The 17,838-nt window shown below is 39.1% G+C and carries 16 protein-coding genes; 8 read left to right on the plus strand and 8 right to left on the minus strand.

Annotated features, from left to right (window positions below; all coding sequences use genetic code 11):
- Positions 1–299: 299 nt before the first annotated feature.
- The 3 genes from DC53_RS16935 to DC53_RS16925 all read right to left on the minus strand — a co-directional run bounded on the left by DC53_RS16935 (position 300) and on the right by DC53_RS16925 (position 2,006).
- Entirely contained in the window at positions 300–779 is a 480-nt protein-coding gene (locus DC53_RS16935) for a YchJ family protein (protein WP_033028594.1), read from the minus strand.
- Positions 780–816: 37 nt separating this feature from the next.
- Positions 817–1,251, minus strand: a complete 435-nt coding sequence (locus DC53_RS16930; protein ID WP_007375894.1) for a SulA-like leucine-rich domain-containing protein — start codon at positions 1,249–1,251, stop codon at positions 817–819.
- Between the two features lie 290 nt (positions 1,252–1,541).
- Positions 1,542–2,006, minus strand: coding sequence for a tetratricopeptide repeat protein (locus DC53_RS16925; RefSeq protein WP_007375893.1), 465 nt, complete (start codon positions 2,004–2,006; stop codon positions 1,542–1,544).
- A gap of 117 nt (positions 2,007–2,123) precedes the next feature.
- Between DC53_RS16925 and DC53_RS16920 the strand changes: the two genes are divergently transcribed.
- Positions 2,124–3,416, plus strand: a complete 1,293-nt coding sequence (locus DC53_RS16920; RefSeq protein WP_045984411.1) for an NCS2 family permease — start codon at positions 2,124–2,126, stop codon at positions 3,414–3,416.
- A gap of 58 nt (positions 3,417–3,474) precedes the next feature.
- Here DC53_RS16920 and DC53_RS16915 read toward each other — a convergent pair whose 3' ends face one another.
- The 3 genes from DC53_RS16915 to pabB form a co-directional block, all read right to left on the minus strand.
- Entirely contained in the window at positions 3,475–4,851 is a 1,377-nt protein-coding gene (locus tag DC53_RS16915) for an L-serine ammonia-lyase (protein WP_007375891.1), read from the minus strand.
- A 103-nt stretch (positions 4,852–4,954) separates the two neighbouring features.
- Positions 4,955–5,530: an NUDIX hydrolase gene (locus tag DC53_RS16910; protein ID WP_033028595.1), complete on the minus strand. Its 576-nt coding sequence runs from the start codon at positions 5,528–5,530 to the stop codon at positions 4,955–4,957.
- 6 nt (positions 5,531–5,536) lie between these two features.
- Complete coding sequence (pabB, locus tag DC53_RS16905) at positions 5,537–6,895, minus strand: aminodeoxychorismate synthase component I (protein WP_033028597.1); 1,359 nt, start codon at positions 6,893–6,895, stop codon at positions 5,537–5,539.
- 155 nt (positions 6,896–7,050) lie between these two features.
- Here pabB and DC53_RS16900 point away from each other — a divergent pair, with 155 nt between their 5' ends.
- From DC53_RS16900 to DC53_RS16880, 5 genes are all read left to right on the plus strand, one after another.
- A complete protein-coding gene (locus DC53_RS16900) occupies positions 7,051–8,577 on the plus strand; it encodes a fumarate hydratase (RefSeq protein ID WP_033028598.1) in 1,527 nt (508 codons plus the stop codon).
- A gap of 430 nt (positions 8,578–9,007) precedes the next feature.
- A complete protein-coding gene (locus DC53_RS16895) occupies positions 9,008–10,048 on the plus strand; it encodes a Leu/Phe/Val dehydrogenase (protein ID WP_033028599.1) in 1,041 nt (346 codons plus the stop codon).
- Between the two features lie 185 nt (positions 10,049–10,233).
- A complete protein-coding gene (locus tag DC53_RS16890) occupies positions 10,234–10,872 on the plus strand; it encodes a CatA-like O-acetyltransferase (RefSeq protein ID WP_081824536.1) in 639 nt (212 codons plus the stop codon).
- 354 nt (positions 10,873–11,226) lie between these two features.
- Positions 11,227–12,051 (plus strand): M90 family metallopeptidase, encoded by an 825-nt coding sequence (locus DC53_RS16885; protein WP_033028601.1) that lies wholly within the window; start codon positions 11,227–11,229, stop codon positions 12,049–12,051.
- 104 nt (positions 12,052–12,155) lie between these two features.
- A complete protein-coding gene (locus tag DC53_RS16880) occupies positions 12,156–15,335 on the plus strand; it encodes an amidohydrolase family protein (RefSeq protein ID WP_033028602.1) in 3,180 nt (1,059 codons plus the stop codon).
- 40 nt (positions 15,336–15,375) lie between these two features.
- Here DC53_RS16880 and DC53_RS16875 read toward each other — a convergent pair whose 3' ends face one another.
- A complete protein-coding gene (locus tag DC53_RS16875) occupies positions 15,376–15,948 on the minus strand; it encodes a TetR/AcrR family transcriptional regulator (protein ID WP_033028603.1) in 573 nt (190 codons plus the stop codon).
- A 96-nt stretch (positions 15,949–16,044) separates the two neighbouring features.
- On the opposite strand from DC53_RS16875, the gene DC53_RS16870 reads away from it, so the two are divergent.
- Entirely contained in the window at positions 16,045–16,521 is a 477-nt protein-coding gene (locus tag DC53_RS16870) for an HPP family protein (protein ID WP_007375881.1), read from the plus strand.
- Positions 16,522–16,552: 31 nt separating this feature from the next.
- On the opposite strand, the gene DC53_RS16865 is transcribed toward DC53_RS16870, so the two are convergent.
- Positions 16,553–16,909, minus strand: coding sequence for a hypothetical protein (locus tag DC53_RS16865; RefSeq protein WP_007375880.1), 357 nt, complete (start codon positions 16,907–16,909; stop codon positions 16,553–16,555).
- Between the two features lie 150 nt (positions 16,910–17,059).
- Here DC53_RS16865 and DC53_RS16860 point away from each other — a divergent pair, with 150 nt between their 5' ends.
- Positions 17,060–17,812: a Nif3-like dinuclear metal center hexameric protein gene (locus DC53_RS16860; RefSeq protein ID WP_033028604.1), complete on the plus strand. Its 753-nt coding sequence runs from the start codon at positions 17,060–17,062 to the stop codon at positions 17,810–17,812.
- Positions 17,813–17,838: the final 26 nt, after the last annotated feature.

A 17,838-nucleotide genomic window follows, 5' to 3' on the forward strand; every position in this document is an offset into this window, starting at 1 on the left:
TCTTTGATCAATTTAACGAATTAAATTGCACTATAACGTCGTTAAAAATTTTTTATTTAGAACAACTAGATACAAAAACTTTTGCCTAGTTCTAGCGTAATTTTCTTAACGTTAAATAGACCCCATACATAAGCAGATTGGTATAAAAATTTTATTTAGAGACGCTGAGTTTTTTGGAAATAAATAACTTTTCGTGCGTATGCTCCACATTAAGTTAAATAATATGTACAAAACTAGAGTACATATTATTTAACTAATTAGTGTGTTTTAAAATACCTGATGCCTGGGTAAGTTGAGGTTTATAGGCTGTGGCACTTTTTATATTTTTTAGTACTGCCACATGGGCAATCATCGTTCCTGCCAATTTTTATATCTGCAACAGGTAATATAACGCCGTCAGAATATTTCCACTGATTTTTTTCTTTAATGAATTTTGATTGTTCGTGCAATTCACAGTATAAATTATCATAAAAGTAGTGCGCTTTAAATTCTACAAAACCATGACTATCATCGTGCCCTGAGTCTATAATTGTCAGTTTTATAAAGCGGCAACCATCTGCAAATTCTTTAATTTCTTTAACGGGGTTTTCGGGCTGTTTATCTGTTGTATATGTTTGATAAATATACTTAGCATTTTTGAGTGCATAAGCACTATAACGAGAGCGCATAAGTAGCTCTGGTGTTTGAGGATGCTGTATTGCCAAATGAAAAGGTTCGCAGCAGTCAACATAATTTTGTTGGCTGCCACAAAGACATAATGTTTTATTCAGTGAGGTCATAATTTTGGTGTAAAGCTAAAATGTTAGTTTAACAAGATTATTGAGCTAGTAATATCTCTGTGGTTTGTTTGTTTTTCGTGAAGCAATATAACTTTGTATTTGTTTTACTCATATCCAGAGATAAGCTAGTTAATAGCTGGTTATTAACTATATCAGTCCAAGTAATTACAGCTGCAAAATTACCGTTGTGTAAAGCCGAATTTAATACGTACTCTAGATTCACTAAGTGTTTTTGTCTAATAACGAGTAATTTACTCGTATCGATAGAGCACGAATCAAGTAGCGCTTTACTAGGGACGTGATCGGGTGCGATTAATAATGTCCAAGCATTTAAGCTATTGTATTGATGTAATACTTTTAATAGCTCAAATGTTGCCGAAATTTCATCTTCAATTTCAATTAAATTAACACAATCGCTTTTATTGTCTTGTTGGTAGCTTTTAACTGTTCGTACGGTAATTGGTTGTAACATATCGCTTCACTCACTGGGTTTTTATACAGTATTTACATACAGTAGTTTATACAGTGTTTGTGTGCAAGTGTTTTTTGCTATTTTTTTGTACGATAATTTAAGATTTAGACTTTTTTTAAATTGTTATTTTTTTAAGTTGTTAATATTTAATGATTTAAATTTACCTTTATGTTGTCGTTTCCAACTGTGCATTATTGTGTTGAATACTGTATACACCTGTTGAAGGTTGATATGGCAGCTTTAAATAATGATTTCATGTGTAAATTACAGCATAGTTTCGTATGTGTAATTTACTCTTCGTTAGCGTTATTTGGTATTAGGTGAGAAAACTGCAATTGGTGAATTTGTTCATATAAACTTGCAGCGTAGCATTGGGCATCTTTAAAGCGTTTAGTTTCAATGTGTTTACGCAAGTCAGTTAATGCAGTAGTTGCTGGCTCGTGACCTTGACTACTTGATAAGCTTAGCCATGCAACAGCATGAAATACACTTTGCGGAACACCTTGGCCTTTTACAAAAAATAGTCCTAAGTAAAATTGTGCTCGAAGTTCTCCAGACATCGCAGCTAAACGCATCCACTTCGCAGCAAGTGCATTTTGATTGTTTTTTAAATAATACAGTGCTTTGTTCAGTGTATTTTGCTGACTATTTTCGTTAGTTGGCGTTGAGTTAGTGTCGCTAGGTTGCGTGACAAAGGACAGTATATTGTCTAACTGCTGCTCTAAATCTTGGCCTGTCGGTGTTGTTTTTATCATGCTCACTCATTCGTTATGTAACTAAGTCAATAGTTTAGTATATCGCAAGGTAAAATGTCCTGTAAAAGATGATTTTTATGTTAAAATATTGCCACTTTTTACAACCATAAGTCTATTATGCTCGAAGCTTTATTTAAAATTAGTGAGAATGGCTCATCAGTCCGCCGTGAATGCATTGCGGGTATTACTACATTTATCACAATGGTTTACATTGTATTTGTTAACCCTGCCATGTTAGCAGAGGCTGGAATGGATCAGGGAGCTGCTTTTGTAGCAACTTGTATTGCAGCTGCTATTGGTTGTTTTATTATGGGGTTGTGGGCTAATTATCCTTTAGCATTAGCGCCTGGAATGGGGTTAAATGCATTTTTTACATATGGTGTTGTATTAGGGATGGGTTACACATGGCAGGCGGCATTAGGTGCTGTTTTTATGTCTGGGTGTATATTTTTACTTCTAAGCCTGTTTAAAGTTCGTGAGTGGATTATTAATGCCATTCCTTTGGTTTTAAAGCGGGCCATTGCAACGGGTATTGGCGCATTTTTAGCTTTAATTGCTCTTAAAAATGCGGGGATCATCGTTGCCAGCCCTGCAACGTTAGTACAATTAGGTGATATAACTTCAGCTGGCCCATTATTAGCTATTTTCAGCTTTTTTATTATTGCTGCGCTTTTATATCGTAACTTTAAAAGTGGTGTGTTAATTAGTATTTTATTAGTGACCTGTATCGCACTGGCTTTAGGGCTTGTTGAATACCATGGAATTGTTGCTACGCCTCCTTCTATTTTACCTACTTTTATGCAGCTTGATTTTGGTGCTGCACTTGAATTGTCTATGTTGAGCGTTATTTTCGCATTTTTGTTTGTGGATTTATTTGATACCTCGGGTACTTTAGTTGCAGTTACTCAAAAAGCAGGGCTTGCTGATGAAAAAGGAAATATGCCTCGGTTAGGAAGAGCGCTAAGTGCTGACAGTACAGCAACAATTGCAGGCGCTATGTTGGGCACTTCTACTACAACATCTTATATAGAGTCTGTTGCAGGTGTATCTGTAGGTGGGCGTACTGGTTTAACAGCGGTTGTGGTAGGTATTTGCTTTTTACTTATGATGTTTTTTGCACCACTTGCGCAAATGGTACCAGCTTACGCAACCGCTGGAGCCATTTTATATGTTGCAGTTTTAATGCTACAAAATCTGAAGTTTGTTAATTGGGATGATATGACCGATGCCATTCCCGTTACAGTCGTTTTACTGATGACGCCATTAACGTTTTCAATTGCTCATGGTATAGCACTTGGTTTTATATCTTATACGGTAGTAAAAGTGTTGTGTGGTAAGCAAGACGAAGTCACAATTAGCGTATGGATTTTAACGGCACTGTTTATTATTAAATTTGCATTTTTGTCTTAAATTTATACAGCTAGATAAAAAAGGCCATACAAATTTGTATGGCCTTTTTTAGTTATTTTTAACATTCAATAATATTAACAGCCAATCCACCGCGAGCGGTTTCTTTGTATTTGGTTTTCATATCATTGCCGGTTTCAAGCATGGTTTTAATCACTTTATCAAGTGATACCTTTTGCTCGCCACTGCCACGAATAGCTAAACGTGAGGCATTAATTGCTTTAATCGCGCCCATTGCATTGCGTTCAATACACGGCACTTGTACTAAGCCACCAACAGGGTCGCACGTGAGGCCTAAATTATGTTCCATACCAATTTCTGCTGCGTTTTCTACTTGCACAACATTGCCACCAACAATTTCTGTTAATGCGCCTGCTGCCATAGAGCACGCAACGCCAACTTCACCTTGGCAACCTACTTCGGCACCCGATATAGAGGCATTCTTTTTATATAAAATACCAATAGCAGCAGCCGTTAATAAATAACGTGTGGCTATATCGCGGTCTACTTCTTTCACAAATGTGTGATAGTACATAAGTACAGCTGGTAAAATACCCGCAGCACCATTAGTTGGTGCGGTAACTACACGGCCACCTGCCGCATTTTCTTCGTTTACGGCAAGGGCAAATAAATCAACCCAGTCCATTGCACGAAGTGGGTCGTTACTGACTTCTATATTTAGTTTTAAGTATAAGCTAGGCGCACGGCGCTTTACTTTTAAGCCGCCAGGTAAAATACCTTCTGTACGCATACCACGGTCAATACAGGCCATCATTACTTTCCAGATATGAAACAGCGTGTCTTTTATTTCATCTTCAGTGCGCAGTGTTTTTTCGTTCTTCATCATCAAGCTTGAAACACTAAGCCCTGACTCTTTACACATTTCTAGTAACTCTTTTGCGCTACCAAATGGGAATGGGGCTGGGTTTTCTTCTCTAATATCGAGGGCTGCTTGTTTTTCGTTTTCAAACTCTTCGTCAGTAACAATAAAGCCACCGCCAATAGAGTAATATACTTTGCTGTAAACTTTTTCGCCGTTGTTTGAGGCGATAATTTCCATTGCATTTGAGTGCTTAGGCAGCGTTTTGCGACGATGAAAAACAATAGCGCCTTGTTTTGGAAACTTAGCTTTGTGTGTTTTGTTTAAATAAATAACCTGATCTTGTTCGATGGTCGCTAAAATGTCGTCGACTAAATCGGCATCTATAGTTTCAGGGTCGTAACCGGCTAAACCAAGAATTACGGCTTTACCCGAACCATGGCCAACACCTGTTTGACCCAAAGAGCCATAAAGCTCTACTTTAATATCGGTAACATTTGCTAATAATTGTTGTTCTTGTAGGTCATTAACAAATAAGCGTGATGCGCGCATTGGGCCAACGGTGTGTGATGACGAAGGGCCAATACCAATGCTAAACATATCAAATGCACTGATCATAATGTGTGTGTCTCTACTTTGTTTTATCAGCACGAAGCTGCTCTTTGAACGGTCGAGCATGATAACGTGGAATTGTGATTGTGTAACTATTAATAACGAAGATTTAAACTGGTAAGGCGAGTTGTTTTGTAAAGTTTTTTATAATGCTTGCAGTCGCACCCCAAAGTAAACCATGCGGCGTTTTAAAACCTTGCAAAATAACCGTTTTCCCAAATCGTTGAAAAGGTAAGGGTTGCCAGTTAGCTTCGTTATTTAGCTCAGTGACCGAGAGCAAAAAGCTCGCTTGTACTTCATTATAGTCATTTTCCCAGGTGGTGCCTTTATTAAGTAAACCCACATAGGGGCTAATACTAAAACCCGTTAATGTTGAATACTCAGGTAAGTGACCTAATACATTAACGTTGTTTTGGGCAATATTTAGCTCTTCTTTTAGTTCGCGAAGGGCTGTGGAGCGAAGGGTAATGTCGCTTACTTCAAACTTACCCCCTGGCAAACAAATCTCTCCAGGGTGATGGTGTAAATAAGTAGGGCGTTTACACAGTAAAATATGTGCATGGTTATCTATATCAATAATTGGCAGCATAACAGCGCTAGCGCGTTTTTTACGCGTGTCTTTTAACTGGTTTGGCGCAGCTGTAGGGCTTAACAGAAACCGCGCCATAATGTGTTCACTATTCAAAGCGACCTACTGTTTTAATAAAGGGAGGATTTTATTTACTTTATCGTAAGTTTCTTGATATTCCAATTCGACTTTAGAATCAGCGACTATTCCGCCACCTGCCCAGCAGTAAATTTGCGCTTTGTGGCACACCAAGGTGCGAATAGTGATACTCGTATCCATATTTCCACATGCACTTAAATAACCTATTGAACCACAGTAAATGCTGCGGCGATGCGGCTCTAGCTCTTCAATTATTTCCATCGCTCTAATTTTGGGCGCACCGGTGATTGAGCCACCCGGAAAAGCCGCTTTTAGCTGATCGACGGCTGTTTTACCTTCATCAAGTTCAGAGGTTACCGTGCTTACTAAATGATGCACTGCCGGAAAGCTTTCAATAGCAAAAAGAGAAGGGACGTGAACGCTGCCAGGTTTTGCCACTTTGCCTAAGTCGTTACGCAGTAAATCAACAATCATGACATTTTCAGCGCGATCTTTATCTGATGCTGCGAGTATTTGGGCTTGGCGTTGATCTTCCAGCGCATCCGCTTTTCGCGGTAGTGTGCCTTTAATAGGTTTGGTTTCTACAACGTTATTATTTACTGATATAAAGCGCTCAGGGGAAATTGATAAAATAGCCCCTTGAGGGTGATTTATAAAGCTTGAAAACGGTGCTTTATTTGCCTCACGCAATTTAATATAAGCAGCCCAAGGGGAGCCTTCAAACTGAGCGTTGAAGCGCTGCGCTAAATTAATTTGGTAGCAATCGCCACTTTTTAAATACTCCTCAATTTGGGCAAATTTTGTAGCGTATTCTTTTTTACTCATATTTGATTGCCAGTCGCTGTTTAGGGCAAAGGACTGCGTATTAACTTGGGAGTTAACGTGCGTATTTAAATATTGCTCATAAAGCGCTAATCGATCGGTGTTTGGCTGCGATACATAAAACCAGCTTTGTTGCAGCTTGTCGTAAATAAGGGCATCTAAGTAAAGGCCAATAGCCATTTGGGGAAGATTAATGTCTTCAATAGCATGAGTGGGGATGTTTTCAATTGTACGCCCCAGATCGTAGCCAAAGTAGCCAAGCCAGCCGCCGTTAAAGGGTAAATCGTAATCGGCTTTTGTTTTATCAAGATGCGAAAGCTCATTATTCATAATTTCAAAGCAGTTATCACTACTTTCTATATTATTTAAAAAGCTTTTATTATTTTTTACTTCAAGGGTACTTTGCGGCTCAATGGCAACAATATCAAAACGACTGTTTATATGATTACTATTTGCAGAATCTAATAGAATTGCATAGGGCAAATGTGAAAAATGCGCAAAAACGTCAATGCAGTTTTGTGTTATGCCTAATTTAATACAATTTTTTTTATTGTTTAGCATTTACTGCCCCTTTAAGAACTGGCTCGAAACGGGCTGGGAGGGTATCATAAGTCAAATTTTTTGGCAGCACTAAGCTGCAAAAAACAGTGCAAACCACCGTCACCGGTTTGATTTAGATTACGCGACAACGCGTAACGGTAACTTAAGGAACCACTATGAGTACAATTTGTCAGCAAGACTTTATTGATAGCATTGAAGATGCATTGCAATATATTTCGTTCTATCACCCACTTGATTTTGTTCAAGCACTCGAAAAAGCGTACAACAAAGAACAAAGTAAAGCGGCTAAAGACGCCATTGCACAAATTTTAATTAACTCACGCATGTCGGCTGAAGGCAAGCGTCCACTTTGCCAAGACACCGGTATTATTACCTGTTTTGTTAAAGTAGGTATGGATGTTAAGTGGGATAAAACAGATTTAACCGTTCAACAAATGGTTGATGAAGGTACTCGTCGTGCATATTTGAATCCAGATAACCCTTTACGTGCATCTATTGTTGCAGACCCTGCTGGTACGCGTAAAAATACTAAAGATAATACGCCTTCGGTTGTGCATATTGATTTAGTAGCGGGTGGAAAAGTAGAAGTAATGGTTGCGGCTAAAGGCGGCGGCTCTGAAAACAAAAGTAAAATGGTTATGTTAAACCCGTCAGATGATGTTGCTGCATGGGTAGAAAAAACACTACCAACAATGGGTGCTGGTTGGTGTCCGCCAGGCATGCTAGGTATAGGTATTGGTGGTACGGCTGAAAAAGCAGCAGTAATGGCTAAAGAGTCGTTAATGGATCCGGTTGATATCCATGAATTAATGGAACGCGGCGCAGAGACAACTGAAGAAAAACTGCGTTTAGAAATTTTTGACCGTGCTAATAAATTAGGTATTGGCGCACAAGGCTTAGGCGGTTTAACAACGGTTGTTGATGTTAAAATTAAAACAGCACCAACGCATGCAGCTTCAAAACCTGTAGTAATGATCCCAAATTGTGCGGCAACTCGCCATGTACATTTTACACTTGACGGTTCTGGCCCTGCTAATTTAAAAGCACCTAAGCTAGAAGATTGGCCACAAGTAACATTTGAAGTGGGCGAAGGCACACGTCGCGTTGACTTAAATACACTGACTAAAAAAGATGTTCAAGAATGGAAAATGGGTGAAACCGTTTTACTTTCGGGCACTATTTTAACAGGTCGTGATGCAGCGCATAAACGTTTGCAAGATATGATCAACTCAGGTGAAGGTTTACCTGAGGGCGTAGACTTTGATAATAAATTTATTTATTACGTAGGCCCTGTGGATGCGGTACGCGATGAAGCAGTAGGTCCTGCTGGCCCTACAACAGCCACTCGCATGGATAAATTTACCGATATGATGCTAGAAAAAACAGGCATTGTAGGCATGATTGGTAAAGCTGAACGTGGGCATGCAACGGTTGAGTCTATTAAAGAGCATAAATCTGTTTATTTGATGGCTGTAGGCGGCGCAGCTTACTTAGTATCTAAAGCGATTAAAAAAGCGCGTGTAGTTGCTTTTGAAGATTTAGGTATGGAAGCTATTTACGAATTTGAAGTAGAAGATATGCCAGTGACTGTTGCAGTAGACAGTGAAGGCGCCAATGCGCATACACAAGGCCCTGCTATCTGGAAAGCTAAAATTGAAGAGCTTGATAGCAAGCTAAAATAACGTACGTTTTGTATTTTTAAAAAGCGAGCCTAGTGCTCGCTTTTTTGTTTTTTTAAATAGAGTTATTAGTAAGTTTACAGCTCTGACCAGTTTGCGAAAAAGCTCACTTTTTACTGAAAACCTATAGGCAGCAGTACGTGTCGGGCAAGTAGCACTTGTATATTAAACTTTACATGCAATAACTGTGTTACGTTCACGTAAACGTAAGTAGGTGTGGTTGTTCTATTTATAGTTTTTAAAACTTACAAACGACGCTTTTGTGAATTTTTTATCTATATAAAAGTTTTAATTAGGTTATTTAATTTAAGCTTAATGTTTTCATTGGTTTTATCATCTGTGAGTATAGCGAACACGTATATGAAGTGATAAAGTCTCGGCAATTTCCAGCGCGCATACCCTCTCACGGGTTAACTATTTCGGAGTATTTTAAGTGGCTGTGTTTAATCGAGTTGAATTTGATAACCATGAACAAGTGGTTTTTTGTTCTGATGAAGAGTCGGGTTTAAAAGCAATTATTGCTGTACATAATACCAACCTAGGTCCCGCAGTTGGCGGATGTAGAATGTGGGACTATGCGAACGACGAAGATGCTGTTTATGACGTGCTACGTTTATCAAAGGGCATGACTTATAAAAATGCAGTTGCGCGCTTACCGTTTGGTGGCGGTAAATCTGTGATTATAGGTAATGCGAAAGAAATTAAATCTGAGCAATTATTTCGTGCATTTGGCCGTCAGTTAGAGCGATTAAATGGCAGTTATTACTCAGCAGAAGATGTAAACATCACATGTGCTGATGTAGCTATTATGAATAAAGAAACTAATTACGTACTGGGTCTTGAAGGTAAAAGTGGTAACCCATCGCCATTTACAGCATACGGTACGTTTTTAGGAATTAAAGCAGCGCTACAGCATCAACGTGGCCATCAAAATTTTGCAGGCGTAAAAGTGGCTGTTCAAGGTTTAGGTGCTGTTGCTTATGGTTTATGTAAACATTTACATGATGCGGGCGCTGAGTTGTTTGTAACTGATATTAACCAAGCTGCCATTGACCGTGTAGTAAGTGATTTTGGTGCAACTGCGGTTGGCATTGATGACATTTACGACTTAGATGTTGATGTTTATGCACCTTGTGCATTAGGTGCAACCGTTAACGATTTAACGATACCGCGTTTAAAAGCGACTATTATTGCAGGCTGTGCTAACAATCAGCTGGCAGAATCTCGCCACGGTGAAGTTATTCGTGAAAAAGGCATTTTATATGCACCAGATTACGTAATTAACGCCGGTGGTATTATTAATGTTTATTATGAAACAGCGCCAGATGGTTACAGTGCAGCAGCGTCTAATAAACATGTTGAAGGTATTTTTAATACGTTAACTGAAATTTTTGCTCGCAGCGAAAAAGAGCAAAAATCAACGCATTTAATTGCTGACGAATTAGCCCAAGAGATCATCAAAAACGGTCTGTAATCTAAGTTTGAATTTATATAAAGGTGTGCAATTGCGCACCTTTTTTTTATCTGTAAGTTAAGGGGGGTTGATCTTTGCGGATTTAACCTTGAAAGATCAGCAGACTCTAATGCAATTATTACTGAACAGCGGTACACTTTATTTTTAATTTTGTGCGGCAAATTATGACTCCCTCAACTTCTCTCATGCAGCCCATCGATTTAGATAATTGGCCTAGAAAGCAACACTTTGAATTATTTAAACACTTTTCTCAGCCTTATTTTAATGTGTGTGTGCGTTTAGATGCTCAAGCGCTGTATGACTATTGCAAAACCAATCAATTTTCTTTTTTTCAAGCATATGTATATTGCACCTTAAAAGCGTGCCATGAGTACGATTCAATAATGCTACGTATTATAGATAGTAAGCCATGGCTACTTAACAGTGTTCGCGCTAGTGTGGTTGAGTTGTCTGAAAACGATACGTTTGTTTTTAGTTATTTTAATAGCGCAAGCGATTTTAAAGAGTTTGCAAATCATGCAAGTGACGTAAGCAAAAAAGCGAAATTACAGCCGTTATTTTCTGATGCATTTGCCCAAACAGAAGGGCAGGCAGATTTAATTCATATATCTGTTTTGCCGTGGCTGAATTTTAGTGCGTTTTCGCATGCATTTAGTGCAGGGCAGAGTTTAGGCATTCCTAAATTTGTATTTGGTCAGTTTGATAAACACACAGGTACAATGCCTTTAGCTATCGATGTACACCACTCATTAATGGATGGTTTGCACGTAGCGAAATTTATAAGCACATTGCAGGATACATTTGACACTTTTTGCAAAAATTAACTTTAAACACATCATTTAACGGCAGTGCAAAGTAGTAATTAATCTGAACTCTGGATAATAAATCTATCTTAAGCAGCTATTTTTAGCGCTAACTGCGTTGAATTTACTTGCAATAGGCCCGCTATTGACGCGTAAATTTGCCTTGTTTTCACTGAAAATCTCAGGCTAGAGAAAATAAATTTAAATATCACCATGATCCAATACGTTAGTAAATCTCTTAACCAAAGTTCAGGTTAACTAATCTATAAGCAATGCGATGTGAATTACTTTATATTTAAATACATAACCTTATATGCTTGAAAAGCACGTGTGCTGGACATATTTATATACCATACCTTAGCTCAGGAAATCCCCATGATAAATGGACTGTTAATTGTTGTTTTAATTCTTTTTGTGGTGATTTTCTGGCGTTGGCCATCAATTCAAAACCGATTATGGCGCAGTAAATATAAAGACTTTGCTTTAAATTCGCAGCAAAAAGATATTTTACTGCGTTGCATGCCCATCTATAAAAAAATGACCGACGCCGACAGAGAAAAATTAGAGCGACATATTACGTGGTTTTTAAACGAAAAACGCTTTGTTGGTTGTGATGGTTTAAAATTGACACCCGCAATGAAGTTAATTGTAGCCGCTGATGCGTGTGTATTAGTGCTTAATAAGCCTTGGCCGTTATATAAAAATGTAAAAGAAATTTTATTATACCCAAGTGCTTATTACGCCCCGCAATCAACACGCGATAGTGCAGGACTTGTGAGTTACCACAATACGGTAAGACTAGGCGAGTCATGGCCTGGCGGCACGCTCGTTTTAAGCTGGCATGACGTGCTTGAAGGTAATCGCTTGCCAAGTGATGGACATAATTTAGTTTTTCATGAATTTGCGCATCAACTCGATCAAGAAACAGGAAAAACAACAGGCACGCCACTTTTAAAAAGCTCAGCAGATTACAAAGAGTGGGGCCGAGTATTTAGCCGCGCGTTTACGCAGTTGAAAAGTCATGTTGCTTATAGCATGCCACACGTTATTCACAGCTATGGTGCAACTAATGAAGCCGAATTTTTTGCTGTTATCACCGAAACCTTCCTCGAAAAACCCGCAGAGCTGCGCCGATACGATCCTGAAATTTATAGTATGCTCGTTAATTACTATCAATTTGACCCTATAGTTTGGCATTAAACTTATATAAACCGCGCTTTATCATATAACACTGGCAAGTTGTGCTTGTTTTTGTTGCAATTGTGTAAAATAGTTTTACAGCAACAAAAACAAGCGAGAAACGCATGAAAAAAATGCTTCATACAGTATTGGCATTGTCGGTGTCATTAGCGATAGGGCAAGTGAATGCCGCCGAAAAAGACGAACAAAAATGGCAAGTAGATTCACCTAAGGGGCAATTCGTTGACGCTGCAATTAGTGTTGAGCAAGGCACATGGATGAATATAGATATTAGCCCTGATGGTAAAACCGTGGTGTTTGACTTACTTGGCGATATTTACACTATGCCAATGAGTGGTGGTACAGCTACAAAGCTCACCTCTGATATTGCATGGCAAATGCAACCACGCTTTAGTCCTAACGGCAAAAGTATTGCGTTTACCTCCGACCAAGGTGGTGGCGATAACATTTGGATAATGGACTTAAATGGCGAAAATCAACACGCTGTTACCGATGAAACCTTTAGATTACTAAATAGCCCTGCATGGAGTCCTGATGGCGACTACTTAGTTGCGCGTAAACACTTTACAGCTAGCCGCTCATTAGGTGCCGGTGAAGTGTGGTTGTATCATAAAGCGGGTGGCAAGGGTGTGCAGCTTACAAAACGCGAGAACGATCAAAAAGATTTAGGTGAGCCAATGTTTTCACCTGATGGTCGTTATGTATACTTCTCGCATGATGCAACACCCGGTAAAACCTTTCATTATTCAAAGGATTCTGTAGCGGGCATTTATAAAATTAAGCGCTACGACCGTGAAACGGGTGAAATTGAAACCATAATCGATACGATGGGCGGTGCTATTAGGCCTACACCGTCACCTGATGGTAAAAAACTGGCGTATATAAAGCGTGATGATTTTCAAACTAGTCTTTATTTATATGACTTAACCAGCGGTGAGCACACTAAGCTTTACGATAAGCTTGAGCGAGATATGCAAGAAACCTGGGCTATTCATGGTGTATACCCAACCATTGCATGGACACCCGATAATGAAGAACTGGTATTTTGGGCTGGTGGCACAATTCACAAGCTAGATGTTGCAGACAAATCTGTTAAAACCATACCTTTTAAAGTGCAAACAAGTAAAAAAATTCAAAAAGCAGTGCGATTTACACAAAACTTAGATACCGACGAGTTTGATGTAAAAATGCTGCGTAATGTGCAAGTAAGCCCAGATGGCGAAACTGCAATTTTTGAAGCGCTTGGGCATATTTATAAACGTGATTTAGAGTCAGGTAAAATTAAGCGCTTAACAAAGCAAACTGATCATTACGAATTATTTCCACAGTACTCTCGCGATGGTAAAAAAATAGTTTACACCACATGGGATGATAACAAACAAGGGTCTGTAAGAGTGGTTTCTGCGCGTAGTGGTCGTGGCGATACAATTACTAAAGAGCCCGGGAAATATGTAGAGCCTACGTTTAGCCCAGATGGTAAAACGGTTGTTTATCGTAAAGCCACTGGCGGCAGTATTTTAAACCCTAAGTGGTCACTTAATCCGGGGGTTTATAGCGTAAGCGCTAAAGGCGGTAAAAGTGAGCTTATTTCAAAAAGTGGTTATCAACCACAATTTGGAGATGCAAACGATCGTGTTTTCATTATGAGTCCTTGGCCAAAACCAACGTTAAGTGTAGTAGAGCTTGAAAGTAAAAAAGTTAGCAAACTATACGAGTCAGAGCATGCGACAGAATTTAGAGTATCACCAGATGGCAAATATTTAGCGTTTGCAGAGCGATTTAAAGTATTTGTAACCCCGTTTGTACAAAGTGGTAAAACAATTAATATTGGGCCTAAAGACAGTCAATTTCCAATAGAGCAGTTATCGGTACGTGCTGGTGAAAACATTAGCTGGAGTGCTAAGAGCAACAAACTTTATTGGACATTAGGGCCTGAGCTTTATCATGCAAGCCTTGAGGGGATGTTTGCCATTAACAAAGCCGAAGATGCCGACTTTAAAGTGAAAAGTGGCGATAATATTGGTTTCAGTAAAAAAATGGCAGAGCCTAAAGGCATGATTGCGCTCACTGGTGCAAAAATTATAACGATGGACGGCGAAAAGGTTATTGAAAATGGTGTAATTATCACTGATGGCAAGCATATTAAAGCAATTGGTACAGCCAGCGAGATAAGCATCCCTAAAGGTGCTGAGGTTATTGATGTAACAGGTAAAACTATTATGCCTGGTATTGTTGATGCTCATGCACATGGCTCGCAAGCAAGTGACGAAATTATACCTGAGCAAAACTGGAAAAACTTTGCAGGTTTAGCGCTGGGTGTAACTACAATTCACGATCCATCAAACGATACCTCTGAAATATTTACCGCAAGCGAAATGCAAAAGGCAGGCATGATTGTTGGCCCGCGTATTTTCTCAACGGGTACTATTTTATATGGCGCAAATATGCCAGGTTATACGTCGCATATTGACTCGTTAGACGATGCAAAGTTTCATTTAGAGCGCCTTAAAAAAGTAGGGGCGTTTAGTGTTAAATCGTATAACCAGCCTCGCCGTGAGCAGCGCCAACAAGTTATTGAAGCAGGCCGTGAACTTGAAATGATGGTTGTCCCTGAAGGTGGCTCATTATTACAACATAACTTAAGTATGATTGTAGATGGACACACAGGTATTGAGCATTCAATCCCTGTAGAGCACATATATGACGATATAAAGCAGTTATGGTCACAAAGTGATGTTGGTTATACGCCAACTCTTGTAGTGGCTTATGGTGGCATTTGGGGGGAGAACTACTGGTACGATAAAACTGATGTGTGGAATCATCCGCGTTTAAGTAAATTTGTGCCAAAAAATCAATTATTACCGCGCTCTATGCGCCGCATTAAAGCGCCCGATCATCACTATAATCACTTTAATAACGCACGCGTTGCTGCTGAGCTGCAAGACCTAGGTGTATTAGTTAACTTAGGTGCTCACGGTCAGCGTGAAGGCTTAGGTGCACACTGGGAGATGTGGATGTTTGCACAAGGCGGAATGACACCGCTTGAGGCTATACGTGCTTCAACACTCGATCCGGCTAAGTATTTAGGGCTTGATAAAAACGTAGGCTCACTTGAAGTGGGCAAACTGGCTGATTTAATGGTTATAGATGGCGATCCGCTTAAAAATATTCGAGATTCGGATAAAGTAGATTACACCATGATCAATGGTCGATTATTCAATGCAGAGACAATGAATGAAGTGGGTAAAAAAGAGCGCGAACCACTTTATTTTGAAAAACTGTAATTTATTTTGATCTTTTGGAAGCGGCTATTAGCCGCTTTTTTTAGCTTTGTGTTATGTGTTTTAGCAAAGTAATACTTGGCATAACGAGAGATTGGTTACGCATTACACGTGCTTGGCATATTAATCCCTCTTTGAGAGTAAGTAAGGTATGTGCAATTTCTAGCGCTTTAACTTTATTATTTTTGAGTTCGGGTGTAGCAAGTAATGCAGTTAAAATGATGTCTAATATGGTTTGTTTATGTTGCATACATTGCTTTGCTATAGGGTGTTGAGCATTAGGATACTCTGCTGCAGCATTTATAAAAAAACAGCCATTGAAATGCCCAAGCTTTGGTACTTGGTTGGCAAACCATAGTTTTAACCCAGTAAATAACGAAATAGCGACTTCAATAGCTAGTGGTTTATTACAGATCTCTTCAAACCAGCTATTAAACTGTGTATCTCTTTTGGCTAAGCACGCGCAAATTAACTCATCTTTACTGGCAAAGTGATTATAAAGTGTTTTTTTTGCCACGTTAGATTCTGCTAGAATTTCATTAATGCCAACAGCATGTAAGCCTTTGGTGTAAAACAAAGTAAGTGCAGTATTTACAATATGTTCTTGTTTAGTCATTTAGTCTCCTCAAAAACAAAGGTTGACACAAGTAGACTGAGTTGTCTACCCTATGTGTGTAGACAAGTCGGTCTACTTTTAATGTAAGAGATTAAAATGAATTTAAGTGATATCAAATTAGCCTGTGTTGCCGGTGTTTTTTCAGCGCTTGTGCTTGGATTTCTAGCGTGGTTGAACAACATGGGTGATTATGGGATATGGTTAATGGCACCCTTTGGTGCAACAGCAGTACTTGTATTTGGTATTCCAAATAGCCCATTAGCACAGCCAAAAAATGTGATTTTTGGTCATCTTTTAACTGCATTTGTGGGTATCGTTTTTGTAACTTATGTTGGCGATGGCAGTGCATCAATTGCATTGGCCGTTGGCATTGCAATTACACTAATGATGCTCACTAAAACAGTACATCCGGCGGCAGGTGCTAATCCTATTCTGATTATTGCATCTGGGCAGAGTTGGGACTTTTTGATTATGCCTGTATTAGCCGGGACGATGTTTATTGTTATTTGTGGCTTTGCTGCAAAATGGTTACTGGCTTTCTCGGTAAATAGTAGGCATAAAAAAACCGCTTAACGCGGTTTCTTTTAAAAATCATAAATGTTGATTAAACAACACCGCGCGGTAAGCGACAATCATGATCTTTACGAGCTAAAATTACAATCCAAAGCTCTTCCGCTGTGTAGCCTTCTTCATTTTCGGTGACAACAGTGAATGGGGCTTTTTTCTGTGCTTTTACAGGCGCAGCCGCTTTGGTTTTAGTTTTTTTAGCAGGCGCTTTGGGTGTCGTTTTACCAGAGCTTAATTCTTCAGTTAGCTCTACTAAATCAGCTAGGCGTAAGTTTTTACCGCCATCGATGCTGTACCAGCCAGGTTTAGTTGTGATTTCAGGTTTTTTACCATTGGCAGCTTCGTACGCTGATTCAAAGGCAGATAACACTTCTGTTTTGTCTAGTTTGCTCATCAGAGACCCTATACGTTGTGAACACAGATAAAGAAGACGTATTTATACCTATTTTAAAACAGTTTTTCAATTTTTTGCGATTTTCCTTCCATTTTAAACCTATAAACGCCAAAATTTGCACAAAATTCAGTGCAAAGTAAGGTAAGTTATATGCAACGTAGAGAATTTAACCAACTTCTAAATGACATTTTAAAGCCTCATTTAATTAAAGACTTTTGCCCAAATGGCTTACAAGTTGAAGGTAAAAATGAAATTAAAAAAATTGTGACGGGTGTAACCGCGAGTCAAGCATTAATAGATGCTGCTATAGAGCAACAAGCAGATGCTATTTTGGTTCACCATGGTTTTTTTTGGAAGGGGGAATCCCAACCTATAACGGGAATGAAAAAGCGTCGTATAGGCGCGCTACTAGCTAATGATATTAATTTATTTGGCTATCACTTACCACTCGATATTCACTCGGCAATAGGCAATAACGCGCAACTGGCAAAGTTATTAGATATTGAAATAGAGGCTGGGCTTGAGCCAGTTACAAATAGCGTAGCAATGAAAGGACGTTTAAAAACGCCTCTAAATGGTGAAGATTTTGCAAATAAAATAGCAAAAGTACTTAATCGGGCCCCACTCACAAGCTTAGTACGCTCAGCTAAAATTGAAACTATTGCACTGTGCACCGGTGGAGGGCAAGGGTATATTGATTTAGCTGCAGAGCAAGGTATTGACGCGTATTTAACCGGTGAGGCATCAGAGCAAACAATTCATAGCTCTCGTGAGCAAAATATTGATTTTTTTGCAGCAGGGCATCATGCAACAGAGCGCTATGGTGTAAAAGCTTTGGGTGAGTTATTAGCGCAAGAGCATGGTTTTGAGGTGATATTTATAGATATAGATAACCCAGTTTAACTAGGCTATCTATTAGCTAACCTGAA

This window comes from Pseudoalteromonas fuliginea, assembly GCF_000690055.1.
Taxonomy (GTDB): Bacteria; Pseudomonadota; Gammaproteobacteria; order Enterobacterales; family Alteromonadaceae; genus Pseudoalteromonas; species Pseudoalteromonas fuliginea.

What these genes read in the sequence shown, in the direction of transcription:
- DC53_RS16875 (WP_033028603.1), bottom strand. Translation starts at nt 15,948, where the DNA reads ATGACTAAACAAGAACATATTGTAAATACTGCACTTACTTTGTTTTAC.
- DC53_RS16865 (WP_007375880.1), bottom strand. Translation starts at nt 16,909, where the DNA reads ATGAGCAAACTAGACAAAACAGAAGTGTTATCTGCCTTTGAATCAGCG.
- DC53_RS16900 (WP_033028598.1), top strand. Translation starts at nt 7,051, where the DNA reads ATGAGTACAATTTGTCAGCAAGACTTTATTGATAGCATTGAAGATGCA.
- DC53_RS16860 (WP_033028604.1), top strand. Translation starts at nt 17,060, where the DNA reads ATGCAACGTAGAGAATTTAACCAACTTCTAAATGACATTTTAAAGCCT.
- DC53_RS16890 (WP_081824536.1), top strand. Translation starts at nt 10,234, where the DNA reads ATGCAGCCCATCGATTTAGATAATTGGCCTAGAAAGCAACACTTTGAA.
- DC53_RS16870 (WP_007375881.1), top strand. Translation starts at nt 16,045, where the DNA reads ATGAATTTAAGTGATATCAAATTAGCCTGTGTTGCCGGTGTTTTTTCA.
- pabB (WP_033028597.1), bottom strand. Translation starts at nt 6,895, where the DNA reads ATGCTAAACAATAAAAAAAATTGTATTAAATTAGGCATAACACAAAAC.
- DC53_RS16880 (WP_033028602.1), top strand. Translation starts at nt 12,156, where the DNA reads ATGAAAAAAATGCTTCATACAGTATTGGCATTGTCGGTGTCATTAGCG.
- DC53_RS16885 (WP_033028601.1), top strand. Translation starts at nt 11,227, where the DNA reads ATGATAAATGGACTGTTAATTGTTGTTTTAATTCTTTTTGTGGTGATT.
- DC53_RS16925 (WP_007375893.1), bottom strand. Translation starts at nt 2,006, where the DNA reads ATGATAAAAACAACACCGACAGGCCAAGATTTAGAGCAGCAGTTAGAC.
- DC53_RS16935 (WP_033028594.1), bottom strand. Translation starts at nt 779, where the DNA reads ATGACCTCACTGAATAAAACATTATGTCTTTGTGGCAGCCAACAAAAT.
- DC53_RS16915 (WP_007375891.1), bottom strand. Translation starts at nt 4,851, where the DNA reads ATGATCAGTGCATTTGATATGTTTAGCATTGGTATTGGCCCTTCGTCA.
- DC53_RS16920 (WP_045984411.1), top strand. Translation starts at nt 2,124, where the DNA reads ATGCTCGAAGCTTTATTTAAAATTAGTGAGAATGGCTCATCAGTCCGC.
- DC53_RS16930 (WP_007375894.1), bottom strand. Translation starts at nt 1,251, where the DNA reads ATGTTACAACCAATTACCGTACGAACAGTTAAAAGCTACCAACAAGAC.